This is a genomic window from Streptomyces sp. NPDC055099, from assembly GCF_053607685.1.
Window position 1 is genome coordinate 443,691 of sequence record NZ_JBSGUA010000005.1, and the last position, 12,938, is coordinate 456,628.

13 protein-coding genes are annotated in these 12,938 nt (G+C 71.1%); 10 read left to right on the top strand and 3 right to left on the bottom strand.

The window, feature by feature from the left end:
* The first annotated feature begins 39 nt into the window (after positions 1–39).
* The 9 genes from ACWFRU_RS16470 (at position 40) to ACWFRU_RS16510 (ending at position 10,761) form a co-directional block, all read left to right on the top strand.
* Complete coding sequence (locus ACWFRU_RS16470) at positions 40–972, top strand: SDR family NAD(P)-dependent oxidoreductase (RefSeq protein ID WP_453687453.1); 933 nt, start codon at positions 40–42, stop codon at positions 970–972.
* 52 nt (positions 973–1,024) lie between these two features.
* Complete coding sequence (locus ACWFRU_RS16475) at positions 1,025–2,503, top strand: MFS transporter (RefSeq protein ID WP_453687455.1); 1,479 nt, start codon at positions 1,025–1,027, stop codon at positions 2,501–2,503.
* A gap of 55 nt (positions 2,504–2,558) precedes the next feature.
* Complete coding sequence (locus ACWFRU_RS16480) at positions 2,559–3,569, top strand: acyl-CoA desaturase (RefSeq protein WP_451206800.1); 1,011 nt, start codon at positions 2,559–2,561, stop codon at positions 3,567–3,569.
* Between the two features lie 2 nt (positions 3,570–3,571).
* A complete protein-coding gene (locus tag ACWFRU_RS16485) occupies positions 3,572–5,221 on the top strand; it encodes an AMP-binding protein (RefSeq protein ID WP_453687456.1) in 1,650 nt (549 codons plus the stop codon).
* A 59-nt stretch (positions 5,222–5,280) separates the two neighbouring features.
* Positions 5,281–6,384 (top strand): pyridoxal phosphate-dependent aminotransferase, encoded by a 1,104-nt coding sequence (locus tag ACWFRU_RS16490; RefSeq protein ID WP_453687458.1) that lies wholly within the window; start codon positions 5,281–5,283, stop codon positions 6,382–6,384.
* On the top strand, positions 6,381–8,219 hold the full coding sequence (locus ACWFRU_RS16495) for an acyl-CoA dehydrogenase (RefSeq protein ID WP_453687460.1): 1,839 nt from the start codon (positions 6,381–6,383) through the stop codon (positions 8,217–8,219). Before ACWFRU_RS16490 ends, ACWFRU_RS16495 begins: the two co-directional genes overlap by 4 nt.
* Before the next feature lie 64 nt (positions 8,220–8,283).
* Positions 8,284–8,925: a hemerythrin domain-containing protein gene (locus tag ACWFRU_RS16500; RefSeq protein ID WP_453687462.1), complete on the top strand. Its 642-nt coding sequence runs from the start codon at positions 8,284–8,286 to the stop codon at positions 8,923–8,925.
* A gap of 175 nt (positions 8,926–9,100) precedes the next feature.
* The gene (locus tag ACWFRU_RS16505) at positions 9,101–9,763 is read left to right on the top strand and encodes a DUF6875 domain-containing protein (RefSeq protein WP_453687464.1); all 663 of its coding nucleotides are present in this window, start codon (positions 9,101–9,103) and stop codon (positions 9,761–9,763) included.
* Positions 9,760–10,761 carry a beta-ketoacyl-ACP synthase III gene (locus ACWFRU_RS16510; protein ID WP_453687466.1) on the top strand — a complete coding sequence of 334 codons (1,002 nt, stop codon included), beginning with the start codon at positions 9,760–9,762 and terminating at the stop codon, positions 10,759–10,761. The genes ACWFRU_RS16505 and ACWFRU_RS16510 overlap by 4 nt, the downstream gene beginning before the upstream one ends.
* 55 nt (positions 10,762–10,816) lie before the next feature.
* Here the strand turns inward: ACWFRU_RS16510 and ACWFRU_RS16515 are convergent, their stop codons facing one another.
* Positions 10,817–11,062: a hypothetical protein gene (locus ACWFRU_RS16515; RefSeq protein WP_453687468.1), complete on the bottom strand. Its 246-nt coding sequence runs from the start codon at positions 11,060–11,062 to the stop codon at positions 10,817–10,819.
* A gap of 177 nt (positions 11,063–11,239) precedes the next feature.
* Between ACWFRU_RS16515 and ACWFRU_RS16520 the strand changes: the two genes are divergently transcribed.
* Positions 11,240–11,515: a chaplin gene (locus tag ACWFRU_RS16520; protein ID WP_453687470.1), complete on the top strand. Its 276-nt coding sequence runs from the start codon at positions 11,240–11,242 to the stop codon at positions 11,513–11,515.
* Between the two features lie 77 nt (positions 11,516–11,592).
* Here ACWFRU_RS16520 and ACWFRU_RS16525 read toward each other — a convergent pair whose 3' ends face one another.
* Together ACWFRU_RS16525 and ACWFRU_RS16530 are read right to left on the bottom strand one after the other, a co-directional pair.
* A complete protein-coding gene (locus ACWFRU_RS16525) occupies positions 11,593–12,465 on the bottom strand; it encodes a tyrosinase family protein (RefSeq protein ID WP_453687472.1) in 873 nt (290 codons plus the stop codon).
* Positions 12,466–12,504: 39 nt separating this feature from the next.
* Complete coding sequence (locus ACWFRU_RS16530; protein WP_453687474.1) at positions 12,505–12,918, bottom strand: tyrosinase family oxidase copper chaperone; 414 nt, start codon at positions 12,916–12,918, stop codon at positions 12,505–12,507.
* Positions 12,919–12,938 lie beyond the last annotated feature (20 nt).

Genomic DNA, 12,938 nt, shown 5'->3' on the forward strand with positions numbered 1-12,938 from the left:
CCAGCCAGACCAGCTAGACCAGCCAGAGAGGACGCAACCGTGAACCCCGTCATCGAGGAGTGGAAGCCCCCGCGGCTCGACGGAACCGTCGCCGTGGTCACCGGCGCGAGCCGGGGCGTGGGCCGCGGGATCGCCCTCGCCCTGGGCAGCGCCGGCGCGACGGTGTACGTCACCGGACGCAGCACCCGCACCGAGGGCCGCACCGAAGGCCTGCCCGGCACGGTCGACGACACCGCCGACGAGGTCACCGCCCGCGGCGGCACCGGCATCGCGGTGCGCTGCGACCACCGGTCGACCGAGGACAACCAGGCGCTCACGGACCGCGTCAGGGCCGACCACGGCAGGCTCGACCTCCTGGTCAACAACGCCTGGGCGGGTTACGAGCGTTCCAGCGACGTGCGCTTCGACGCCCCGTACTGGGACCAGCCGATGTGGCGCTACGAACTGTGCGAGGGATCGCTGCGCGCCCAGTACGACATCACGCGGCTGCTCACCCCGCTGATGTTCGGGAAGGACGACGGGAGGACCGGGCTGATCGTCGGCATCGGCTTCACCGACGGCGACACCTACCTGGGCCAGGCGGCGTACGACGTCTTCAAGTCCGCCAACGACCGGCTCAGCAAGGCCTTCGCGGCCGACCTGCGCAAGAAGAAGATCGCCGCCCTCTCCCTGCACCCGGGCTTCGTCCGCACCGAGCGGGTCGAGGCGGCCTGGGAGGCGCTCGGCGACGGACCCGCCGCGGTCGTCCACTCGCCCGAGTACGTGGGCCGCGCGATCAACGCGCTCGCCGCGGACCCCGACGTCCTGAGCCGCTCCGGCCAGGTGCTCTCCACCGGTGACCTCGCCGACGAGTACGGCTTCAGCGACGTCGACGGCCGGCGCCTGCCCGCCTTCCGCCTGGAGGGCCGGATGAGCCTGGCCACGCGCATGGACCGGCTCAACCGGGTCGTCGCCCAGGCCGCGGCCTCCTGACCGCTCGGCCAAAAGACCACCCCCACACAGCTCGGCGAACAGGAGAAGGCATATGGGCAGGGGAACCGCCTCGTCCACCGCGGCAGCCAAGAGCGGCGGCGCGGCAACCAAGGCGGCAGGGCTCGCGCTCGCGGTGACCTGCGGCGCACAGTTCATGGTGATCATCGACGACACGGTCGTCTCCATGGCGCTGCCGACGATCCGCACCACCCTCGACTTCGACCGGGCCTCGCTGGCCTGGGTCGTCGACGCCTACATGCTGCTGTTCGGCGGCTTCCTGGTGCTCGGCGGCCGCTGCGCCGACCTCTTCGGCAGACGGCGGGTGTTCCTCACCGGCCTCGCCGTCTTCACGGCCGCCTCGCTCGCCTGCGGGCTGGCCAACTCCCCCGAGATGCTGATCGTGTCCCGCGGCGCCCAGGGCTTCGGTGCCGCGCTGCTCAGCCCGGCCGCCCTGTCCATCCTGATCACCGTCTTCACCGAGGCGAAGGAGCGCCGCAAGGCGCTGGGCATCTGGGGCGGACTCACCGGGATCTCGGGAGTCTCCGGCGTGCTGCTCGGCGGGGTCATCACCGATCTCGTCGACTGGCGCTGGGTGTTCTTCATCAACATCCCGGTCGGCGTCCTGCTCTTCGCCCTCGCCCTGAGGCCGGCGCTCGCCGACCGCGAGGACGGCGCGCCCGGCAAGCGGCCCGCGACGGACGGCCTGGGCGCCGTCCTCATCACCGGCGGCCTCCTGCTGTTCGTCTACACCGTGATCAGCACCAACCACCGCCCCTGGGGCTCCGCCGCCACCATCGCCGGACTCGTCGGGTCCGCCCTGCTCCTGGTGGCGTTCGTCATCAGGGAACAGCGCGCCCCCGATCCGCTGATCCGCCTCGGGATCTTCGCCAGCCGGCAGATCTCCGCGGCCAACGTGATCATGCTGCTCGCCGCGTCGGGCCTGTACGGGATCTTCTTCTTCCTGACCCAGTACATGCAGAACCTCCTGGGCTGGTCCCCGCTGCGCGCCGGAGTGTCCTGGGCGCCCTTCGGCATCACCATGGCGGTCTTCTCCGGCATCGCGATCCAGCTGCTGCCCAAGCTGGGCAGCCGCGTCCTGTGCCTGATCGGCCTCGCCTCCGCCACCGCCGGACTCGGCCTGCTCATCAACACCCCGCTCAAGGCCTCGTACGCCTCCGACATCCTGCCCACGCTGCTGCTCTGCGCGGCCGGTTACGGGCTCGCCATGGTGCCGCTGGTGGTGGCCGCCGTCAGTGGTGTGCCGAAGGCGGACTCCGGCGCGGCGTCCGGGGTCCTCAACACCGGTCAGCAGATCGGCGGCGCCATCGGCCTCGCGGTCCTCGCCACCCTGGCGAGCAGCCGCCTGGACGACGAGATCGCGTCCGGCGCGGCCATGCCGGACGCCCTCCTGACGAGCTTCCACACCGTGTTCCTCGTCGGGACGGTGCTCACCGCGTGCGCCGCGCTCCTCTCCCTCGTTCTGCCCGCGCTCCGCACCGAATTCGACCCGGAGACCACTTCAGGTGTCTGACGCCCCGGGCGTCCCACGGTCCGACTTCGAAGACCAACGAAAGTAAGGGGAAGAAATGGACGGCAAGGAACACCGCTGGTACATGCTCGCGGCCTCCCTGGTGCCACTGCTCGCACTCGGCGCGGCCATGGTGCTGGCCTGGAACCACATCTTCGGCTGGACCGACGTCCTGGTCACGGTCGTCATGTACGTCATATCGGGGATCGGCATATCCACCGGCTACCACCGCATGCTGACCCACCGCTCGTTCGAGACGTACAAGCCGGTCCGGGTCGCCCTCGCCACGGCAGGCGTGCTCGCCGGGCAGGGCCCGCCGATCATCTGGGCGGCCCACCACCGCAAGCACCACCGCGTCGCCGACAAGGAAGGCGACCCGCACAGCCCGCACCTGGGCTTCGAGCCCGGCTTCAAGGGCGCGATCGCCGGCATGTGGCACGCCCACCTCGGCTGGCTCTTCGACGAGGACCTCAGCTCCGACCCGATCCGCTACTGCCCCGACCTGGTCCGCGAGAAGCCGCTGCGCTGGCTCAGCGAGAACTTCGTGGCCGTCGTCGCCGCCGGTGTCGTCCTGCCGGGCCTGCTCGCCTTCGCCATCACGGGCGGCTCCGTCCAGGCGCTGTTCACCGGCATGCTGTGGGGCGGTCTCGTCCGCATCTTCCTCATCAACCACATGACGTACGCGGTGAACTCCATCGGCCACTACTTCGGCCGCCGCCGCTTCACCACCACCGACCACTCCCGCAACGTCGCCTGGCTGGCCCTGCCGTCCTTCGGCGAGGCCTGGCACAACAACCACCACGCGTTCCCGCGCTCCGCCCGGCACGGCATGAAGTGGTACGAGGTCGACCTCTCCGCGATCTTCATCTGGAGCCTGGAGAAGACCCGCCTCGCCTGGAAGGTCATCCGCATCGACACCGAGCGGATGACGATGCGCGAGGCCGGCGTCAGCCGGGTCAACGGCACCAAGCTCAGCCAGGAGGAACTCCTGGTCAGCCAGCAGCGGATCGCTCCCATGGCGGACCGTTCGCGCGGCGGAAACGATCTCTCCCTCGTGGATGTGGAGTGACCATGGCCATCACCGGCACCGGACTCTGGGACCTGATCCTGCGCGACGATTCCCACGGCGTCCTGCACCACTGGCAGGAGGACGACGGCTTCGGGCACACCCCGTGGAAAGAGGTCGTCGACGACGCCCACGGCATGGCGGCCACCCTGCGCGCCGCCGGAGTCGGACCCGGCACCCGGGTCGCCACCGTCCTGACCAACTCGGCGCACACCCTGCGCGGACTCCTCGGGGTCTGGCTCGCGGGCGGGGCCGTCGCCTCGTTCCCGCTGCCGGCCCGCGGCCAGAGCCCGCAGGAGTACGGCGCTCAGCTGAGCCTGCTCACCGAGCGGCTCGGCCCCACGGTGCTCCTCATCGACGAGGCCCTTACGCCGCTCGTCCCCGCGGAGCTCGCCGCTCAGCTCCCGGTGCTCAACTGGACGTCCCTGTACGGCGATCAGCGCATCGACCCGACGCCGCCGGGCCCCGAGGACACCGCCTTCATCCAGTACTCCTCGGGCAGCACCAGCCTGCCCAAGGGCTGCGAGCTCAGCACCCGGGCCATCGCCACCCATCTGCACATGCTCCACGAGATGACGGGCGGGCGCCCCGGCGCCGAGACGATCGCCTCCTGGCTGCCGCTCTCGCACGACATGGGCATCTTCGGCACGATGCTGCACGCCTGGGCCTTCGACTACGACTTCGTCCTGTCGTCGCCCGAGCGGTTCGGCATGGCACCGCGCACCTGGTTCCGCGACATGTCCGAGTACGGCGCCACCATGACGGCGGGCACCAACACCGCCCTGCACCTGGCCGCCCGCGCCCAGGGCCGCAACCAGCTGCCCAAGCCGCTGGCCCTGAAGGTCTGCGTGGTGGGGGCGGAACGCGTCGACTGGGAGACCCTGGAGGCCACCGTCACCGCGTTCGGCCCCTCCGGCTTCTCGCCCACGGCGTTCATGCCCGCGTACGGCATGGCCGAGGCGACCCTCGCGGTCTCCTGCTCCCCGCTCGGCGAGGCCCCCGTCACCCGCAGCTTCGACGGCCCCGCGCTGCTCGACGGCCGCATCGTCGAGGTGCCCGAGGACGCGCCGGGCGCCACCCGGCTCGTCTCCAACGGGCCCCCGCTGCCCGGCGTCACGGTGACCACCAAGGAGCAAGGCCGCGTCTCCGAGCTGCGCGTCGACTCGCCGAGCCTGGCCTCCGGCTACCTCAACGACGCCGAGCGCACCGCCGAGCGGTTCCACGACGGCATCCTGCACACCGGCGACCTGGGCTTCGTCCACGACGGAGAGGTGTACTTCGTCGGCAGGGCCGACGACCTGATCTCGGTGGGCGGACGCAACGTCTACACCAGCGAGATCGAGTCGGCGGTCGAGGCGATGGGCCCGGTCCGCAAGGGCTGCTCGGCGCTCGTCGACATGGCGGGCGGCGGCGTCTCCAAGCTGGTGCTCCTGCTCGAACCCAAGCGCAGCAGCGCCGACTTCGCGCTCATCGCCGACCAGGCCGCCGCCGTGGCCAGGGAGAAGTCGGGCATCGCGCTCTCCGAGTGCGTCTTCGTGGAGCGCGGCCATCTGCCGCGGACACCGAGCGGCAAGATCCAGCGCTTCCGCTGCCGGGCGCTGCTCGGCGGGGAGGCCGACCAGCTGCAGACCATAGCGCGCGTCCAACTGGGCTGACCGGACCGGCCGAGGAACGGCCGGCCCGGGGTGGCGACACCGTACGAGAAGGGATCCACATGCCTCAGGTCCAGGCACCACCACCGGGCTTCTTCGCCGACACCGAGATCGTCGGCAAGGAGGACCATCTGCGACTGCACCTCAACGAGAACCCGTACGGCCCGCCGCCCGGAACCGTCGACGCCGTGCGCGCGGAGGCGGCGAGCTACCTCAACCGGTACCCCGACAGCGAGTGCGGGGAGCTCCGCGGGAAACTGGCCGCCCACTTCGGGGTCACCCCCGACATGGTCGCGGTCGGCAACGGCACCGACGAGTTGGTCCTCGTCACGTCGATGGCTTTCCTGCGCGAGCCCGGCGCCTCCGTCGTCACCACCGCCACCACCTTCCCCGGTTACGTGGTGTCCGCCGCGGCCGTCGGGGCGCGGGCGCACACGGTCCCGCTGGACGGCGCCTCGATCCCGGTCGACGGCGTCGTGGCCGAGATGGAGCGGGGCGCCGAACTCGCCTTCGTCTGCAACCCGCTCAACCCGACCGGAGCCGTGCTCGACCGGGCGGCCGTGACGGCGCTGATCGACGCCGCGGAGCGCAGCGGCACGGTGCTCGTCTTCGACGAGGCGTACATGGACTTCGCGGGCCCGGCCCACGAGTTCGCCCTGGACGCCGTGCGCGAGGGCCGCCGGGTCCTGGTGACCCGCACCTTCTCCAAGGCCTGGGGGCTCGCCTCGGTCCGCATGGGCTTCGTCATCGGCCCCCGGGACCTCGTCCAGCGGATCGGCGGCGTCGCGGGCGCCCTGCCCTTCAACGTCAACCGACCGGCCCAGCGTGCCGTGCTGCGGGCCCTCGAACAGCCCGAGCACATCGACCGGGTACGCGCGGACAACGCGCGGGCCAGGGAACTGCTCTGCAAGTCCCTGGACACCCTGAACATCGAACACGCCCCGTCCGTCTCCAACTTCGTGATGGTCAAGGTGCCGGGGGAGGGCGCCGCCCCGGGCGACAGCGTGGGGTTCGCGGCCAGGCTCGCCGCCGAGCACCGCATCTTCGTGCGCAACCTCGACGTGCTCGGACTCCCCGGCTACCTGCGGATCTCCGTCGGGACCGTGGACGAGGTCGAGCGGCTCGCCACGGCGCTCGCCGCGCTGCTCGGACACGCCGCGCCATGAGCCACTACAAGTCGAACCTGCGGGACCTGGAGTTCAACCTCTTCGAGGTTCTCGGCTGCGACCGCACATACGGCACGGGAGCCTTCGAGGCGACGAGCCGTGACACCGCGCGCGGCATCCTGGCCGAGGTGGAGCGGCTCGCGGTGCACGAACTCGCGGACCCCTTCGTCGAGGCCGACCGCACCCCGCCGCGCTACGACCCGGCGACCCGTTCGGTCACCATGCCCGACTCCTTCAAGCAGGCGTACCACACCTGGATGGAGTCCGGCTGGCACCTGCTCGACCTGCCGTCATCGCTGGGCGGCGCCGACATCCCGCCGTCCCTGCGCTGGGCCGTCGCCGAGCTCGCGCTCGGCGCCAACCCCTCCCTCTACCTCTACCAAGGGCTCGCGGGCTTCGCGAAGATCCTCGACCGCCTCGGCACCCCGCCGCAGCGGCAGCTCGCCCGCCTCATGGTCGACCGGCAGTGGGGCGCCACCATGGTGCTCACCGAGCCGGAGGCGGGCAGCGACGTGGGCGCCTGCCGCACCAAGGCGGTCCAACAGGCCGACGGCACCTGGCACATCGAGGGCGTCAAGCGGTTCATCACCTCCGGCGAGCACGACCTGGCCGAGAACATCGTCCACTTCGTGCTCGCCCGCCCCGAGGGCCACAAGCCGGGCACGAAGGGCCTCTCCCTCTTCCTGGTGCCGAAGTTCCACGTCGCCGACGACGCCACGGGCCGCCTCGGCGCACGCAACGGCGTGTTCGCCACCGCCCTCGAGGACAAGATGGGCCTGAAGTCCTCGGCCACCTGCGAGCTGACCTTCGGCGCCGAACAGCCCGCCGTCGGCGTGCTCCTCGGTGAGGTCCACGACGGCATACGGCAGATGTTCCAGGTCATCGAGCAGGCCCGGATGATCGTCGGCACCAAGTCGGCGGCCACCCTGTCCACGGCTTACCTGAACGCGGCCGCGTACGCCGGGGAACGCCTCCAGGGCACGGACCTGGCGGCCTTCGGCGACAAGGCGGCGCCGAAGGTCCCCATCAACCGCCACCCCGAGGTCAGGCGCTCCCTGCTCCTGCAGAAGGCGTACGCCGAGGGCCTGCGCGCCCTGGTCCTGCACACCGCGACGGTGCAGGACCGGATCGCCGAGGCCGAGGCGGCGGGCGGTGTGGACGAGGAGTCGAAGGCGCTCAACGACCTGCTCCTGCCGATCGTCAAGGGCTACAGCTCGGAGCGCGCCTGCGAGCAGCTGGGCCACGCCCTGCAGATCTTCGGCGGCGCCGGCTACCTCAAGGACTTCCCGCTGGAGCAGTACATCCGCGACACCAAGATCGACACGCTGTACGAGGGCACCACGGCGATCCAGGGCCTCGACTTCTTCTTCCGCAAGGTGGCCAAGGACCAGGGCGCCGCGCTCGGCGCGCTCCTGACCGAGGTGGAGAAGACCGCCCGCGCCGAGACGGGAACGGAACTCGACTCGGCGCACGCCCAGTTGGCCGAGGCGGTCACGCAACTGCGGGCCATCGCCGACGTCATGGGCGGGCACCTGCTGCGCTCCTTCGAGGAATCCACGGCGATGTACCAGGTGGGACGGAACACGACCAGGCTCCTGATGGCGGCCGGCGACGTGCTCATCGGCTGGCTCCTGCTCCGGCAGGCCACGGTGGCCGAGTCGAAGCTGGCCCAGGCCCCGGATGGCCTGAACGCCCCCGACGCGGCCTTCTGCCGAGGCAAGATCGCAACAGCCAGGTTCTTCGCCCAGGAGGTGCTTCCGCTGCTGACCGCAGAGCGACGTATCGCGGAGCACACGGACACGGTGCTCATGGCCGTACCGGACGAGGCCTGGTGAACCCGAAGCACCCGGCGCGCGCACACCCGTACCGCCCGCCGTTGACCTGTAAGGAGCGACATTCATGACCGAGTCCATCGCCCACTTGCCCTCGGGCCACCAGACGATGCTGCTGGCCCACCGTGCCATGGTGCGCGACCTCGACCGCGTGGCCCGCAGCGCCGAGCAGCTGGCCCGTACACCCGACGCCGCACAGGCCGCCGCCCTCCGCGACTACGTGGACAAGCTGTTCCAGGTGATCGAGCACCACCACGAGGGCGAGGACGACTTCCTCTGGCCGCGCCTGCGTGAACTGGGCGCCGACCAGGAGGCGCTGGCCCTGATGACCGCCGAGCACGAAGAGCTGGCGAAGGTCCTGCACACCTGGCACGAGACGAGCAAACGCCTCGGCACCGAACCCGCGGCCGCGACGGAACTGGCCAAACGCACGGAGGAGGTGCGCGAACAGCTTGCCGGACACGCCGGGGACGAGGAGCGCGAACTGCTCGGCCGCCTCGCCCCGGCCCTCGGCAAGCAGATCTGGAAGGGCTTCGCGACCCATATGCGCAAGACCGCGCCCGGCTGGACGCTGCGCTTCATGCCGGCCTGGCTGCTGTCCGTGGCCGGACCGGGGGAGCAGGGCGGCGTCGCCGCCGCGCCGATCGGCAAGCTGTTCAGCGGCTGGCTGGAGAAGCGGCAGCGCGCCGCCTTCGGCGACAACTACTGAGACCCACCGGACCGCCGCGCGTCACCGGACGAGCACCGCCCTGAGATGAGTTGACGGCCAAGACCCACACCTGCCCGAGCTGAACCGCTGAGTCGCCTCGCGACCTCAACACCCCTCTGCGTCACGCGAGTCCGGGTGGCGGTTCAGTGCGTCCTGAATCACGGAGGGAACCCTCATGAGTCCGTCGGTATCGGCCGTCACTCCCCAGTACGGGAGGGCGGACACACCAGACCGCTCGGCCGCATCGCCCCTGGAACGGGGGCGGCAGTGGATAGAAGAGTTCATCATGCGTCCGCACGAGCGTATCAACCGGGAGGGCGCCGTCTGCCCGTTCGTCGAATCCTCGATGAAGGCGCAGAGCTTCCGCATCGAGGAGTGGCAGGTCGACCCGGGCGTCGACGCCGAAGGCATGGTGGACCTCGTGCGCCGCATGGCCGAGGCCTTCGAGACCACCCGCTGGGAGGGCCGCAACCGCGTCCTGCACACCCTGGTCCTGGTCCTGACAGGGCTGCCCGAGGGCAGCAACCGGCTGCTCGACGAGGCACACACGCTCGCCAAGCCCGAACTGGTGGGCCGCGGCCTGATGCTGGCGCAGTTCCACCCCGACTGTGACGAACGCGCGGCGCGCAACCCGGAGTTCGAGGTCTCGCGCTCGCCCGTGCCCATGCTGGCCATGCGCTGGATGGCCTTCCACGACGTCCTGTTCCTCGACTCGGACCCCGAGTGGTTCGCCGCCTACGAGGAGCGGTACGGGGGCAGGCACGAGCGGGGCTCGGTGGCCGACCCGCTGTTCGCCGAGGCCTTCGCCGAGGCACGGGACAAGTGGGGCACCACGTGAGCCCGGCACTGAGCACGTCCCAGGGGGCACGCTACGCACGGATCATGGGCGTGGGCACGTACCGCCCGCAACGGATCGTCGACAACGAAGAGGCCTGCAGCCTGATCGACTCGTCGGACGAGTGGATCCGCTCCCGCACGGGCATCCGCACCCGGCGCTGGGCGGGGCCCGACGAGACCCTGGGGGTGATGGCCGAGGAGGCCGCCGCAAAGGCCATCGCGGCGGCGGGCATCACGCCGGCCGACATCACCTGCGTCATCGCGGCGACCTTCACCTACCTCAAGCAGACCCCGGCCGTCGCGACGGAGATCGCGCACCGCGTCGGGGCGCGGGGCGCGGCGGCCTTCGACCTGTCGGCGGGCTGCGCCGGGTTCGTGCACGGCGTGGTGCTCGCGGCCGACGCGGTGTGCAGCCGCGGCGGCCATGTCCTGGTCGTCGGCGTGGAGCGGATGACCGACCTGCTGAACCTCAGGGACCGCTCGACCGCGTTCATCTTCGGTGACGGGGCGGGCGCCGTGGTGATCGGTCCGTCCGAGACCCCCGCCATCGGCCCCGCGGTCTGGGGAGCGGACGGCTCACAGGCGGACGCGATCGAGCAGACCGCCCCGTGGGACGTGCTCAGGGACTCGCCGGGCCAGGAGTTCCCCTGGATGCGGCAGGAGGGCCAGCGGGTCTTCCGCTGGGCCGTCTACGAGATGGCCGAGGTCGCGGGACAGGCCCTGGAGGCCGCGGGCATCACACCCGCCGACCTCGACGTCTTCATCCCGCACCAGGCCAACGTCCGCATCATCGACGCGATGGCCAAGCGCATCGGCCTGCCGGAGCGTGTGCGGGTGGCCAAGGACATCGTGACCTCGGGCAACACGTCGGGCGCCTCCATCCCGCTCGCCATGGACGCGGTGCTCGCGTCGGGCGAGGCGAAGCCCGGCGACACGGCCCTGCTGCTCGGCTACGGCGCGGGCCTCTCCTACGCGTCGGTCGTGGCCACCATGCCGTGAGGCGGGGCCGGGCCCGCAAGGACCCGACCCCGCCTCCCTTCGCGCGTGACCGGTACTAGGCGTAGAGCAGACCCGTGACGGGTGCGGCCAGGTCGGTCACCTGGTGGAGCTGCTGCAGCTCGTACAGGTTGTTGAGGCCGCTGAGCTGCTCGGTGACGGTGGGCATCTCGGCGCGCTGCTCCTCGGGGATCTGGGACGAGGCGAGCGAGTTGACCAAGCCGGTGGGGTTGATGGCTTCGGCGCTCGCGGCGGGCGCGGCCAGGGCGGAGGCGCCGGCGGCGAGAGCGAGGACGGCGGCCATGCGTCGTGTTGAGATCATGTGATGCGCAACGGCTCGACGGAGCCCTGGACACGGGCACCCAGCCGATTTCACCAATGATGTACCGATCAGTGCCGTTACCTGCGGTCGATGACGCCGTTGAAGGGACAGTACGGCCGCGTGCATGCGGCCGTACTCGTCAACTCAAAGGAGAACGTGATGTCTCGCATCGCGAAGGCAGCCGCTGTTGCCGTCGGCACCGGCGCCGTGGTGCTCAGTGGCACCGGAATGGCCATGGCCGACGCCGGCGCCCAGGGTGCGGCCGTCGGCTCGCCCGGCGTCCTCTCGGGCAACCTCATCCAGGTCCCGGTCCACGTCCCGGTCAACGTGTGCGGCAACACGGTCGACGTCATCGGGCTGCTGAACCCGGCGTTCGGCAACACCTGCGTCAACAGCGACGGCCACAAGGGCGGCCACGGCGGCTACGGCGGCTGAACCCCCCGTGTATGAGCCCCCGGCGGTCCGAGACCGCCGGGGGCTTTTCCCTGCCCGCCCCTCACGCGGCCCGCCCCTCACGCGTACCGGTAGATGCCCCGGTGGCTGATCAGCTCGTCCGGCTTCACGTCCCACGGCGGCATCCGCTCGAAGCGGGCGCAGATACGGCCGTGCAGCGGGCCTTTGCCGGGCCCCGGCGGCTTCTCGGGCAGGTAGGGCGCGGAGCGGGGGTGCCGGGCCTGCCAGCGGTCCCACAGCAGGTCCACGAAGGCGTGGTTCAGCCAGAAGACGGGGTCGTTGACCGACGCGCCGCCGAGCATGTGTCCGCCGACCCAGCGGTGCACGCGGTTGTGGTTGCGCCACCTGCTGTTGCCGGCGGCGGACGTCCACCCCTCCAGCTTGTTGCGGAAGCCGCCGTCCGACGTGGAGTCCCAGGGCGCGCGGTCGTACACCGGGTCGCGCATGGCCCAGTCCAGCGTCGCCTCGGTGGGCAGTTCGATGGGGTTGTGCGGCCGGCCGAAGTCGCGCATGAGGAAGTCGCCGTCCGTCTCCCCTTCCGTGATGATCCAGGTCCCGTTCGACCGGGCGAACGGCCCGGTCATGACCTGTCGGTCGGAGCGCCGTCCGTTGCCGCCCATGAGCCCGCTGCCCCAGAGCGAGGCGCCCGGTGACCTGTCCGCCGTCCAGTCCCAGTACGGGACGGTCACCGAGGAGTCGAGGCGCTGCAGGGCCCGCTCGAACTCCAGGAGGAACCTGCGGTGCCAGGGCAGGAACGAGGGCGTCATGTGGGCCACCCGCAGGCCGTCCTCACCGTCGGACACGTAGTGCTCGACGTGGATGCGCACGAACTCGTCGTACTCGCCCCGGCGTTTGAGCTCGAGCACCGCGTTGACGAACCGCCGCTTCTCGGCGCTGGTCAGCCGGGCCTGGTTCTTGCGCGTGTGGACCACTTCGGTTCGCTCCTCCGATCCGGGTGTGCGCGGCGGTGATCAGACCGTCCCGCGCAGTTGCCGACCACGGCCGAGTTCGTCCACCGCTCTGCGGGTGGCGATGAGCGGCGTCGGATACGACTGGTAGTGGTCGACCATGCTCAGATAGCCGCCGTCGGCGCGCCGCATGAGGTGGAGCGGACGCCCGTCGACGGTGATGTCCCAATGACCGTCCGGGTGTTGAGCCCCCGCGGCCACGCGCGTCCCGCGGATGTGGCGGCCCTCGTAGACCTCGTCGAACGAGCCGTCACCGAGGTCGTCGGACGGCGGGTCCTGAGCCACCTCCCGCGTCCGCCACTGGAGGGCCGCCTGTCCCGTCACCGCGGCGAGCGCGACTCCGATGAGGCCGCCCGTCGTGGCCCGGCGGCTCAGCCACCCCGCGCCTCGCCCGTCGGCCGCTGGTCCTCTGGCCATGCTGATGCCTCCTTGCGCGT

Coding starts and splice junctions, on each gene's coding strand:
- ACWFRU_RS16475 (WP_453687455.1), top strand. CDS start 1,025: ATGGGCAGGGGAACCGCCTCGTCCACCGCGGCAGCCAAGAGCGGCGGC.
- ACWFRU_RS16480 (WP_451206800.1), top strand. CDS start 2,559: ATGGACGGCAAGGAACACCGCTGGTACATGCTCGCGGCCTCCCTGGTG.
- ACWFRU_RS16485 (WP_453687456.1), top strand. CDS start 3,572: ATGGCCATCACCGGCACCGGACTCTGGGACCTGATCCTGCGCGACGAT.
- ACWFRU_RS16490 (WP_453687458.1), top strand. CDS start 5,281: ATGCCTCAGGTCCAGGCACCACCACCGGGCTTCTTCGCCGACACCGAG.
- ACWFRU_RS16495 (WP_453687460.1), top strand. CDS start 6,381: ATGAGCCACTACAAGTCGAACCTGCGGGACCTGGAGTTCAACCTCTTC.
- ACWFRU_RS16500 (WP_453687462.1), top strand. CDS start 8,284: ATGACCGAGTCCATCGCCCACTTGCCCTCGGGCCACCAGACGATGCTG.
- ACWFRU_RS16505 (WP_453687464.1), top strand. CDS start 9,101: ATGAGTCCGTCGGTATCGGCCGTCACTCCCCAGTACGGGAGGGCGGAC.
- ACWFRU_RS16515 (WP_453687468.1), bottom strand. CDS start 11,062: ATGGCCGCCGTCCTCGCTCTCGCCGCCGGCGCCTCCGCCCTGGCCGCG.
- ACWFRU_RS16520 (WP_453687470.1), top strand. CDS start 11,240: ATGTCTCGCATCGCGAAGGCAGCCGCTGTTGCCGTCGGCACCGGCGCC.
- ACWFRU_RS16530 (WP_453687474.1), bottom strand. CDS start 12,918: ATGGCCAGAGGACCAGCGGCCGACGGGCGAGGCGCGGGGTGGCTGAGC.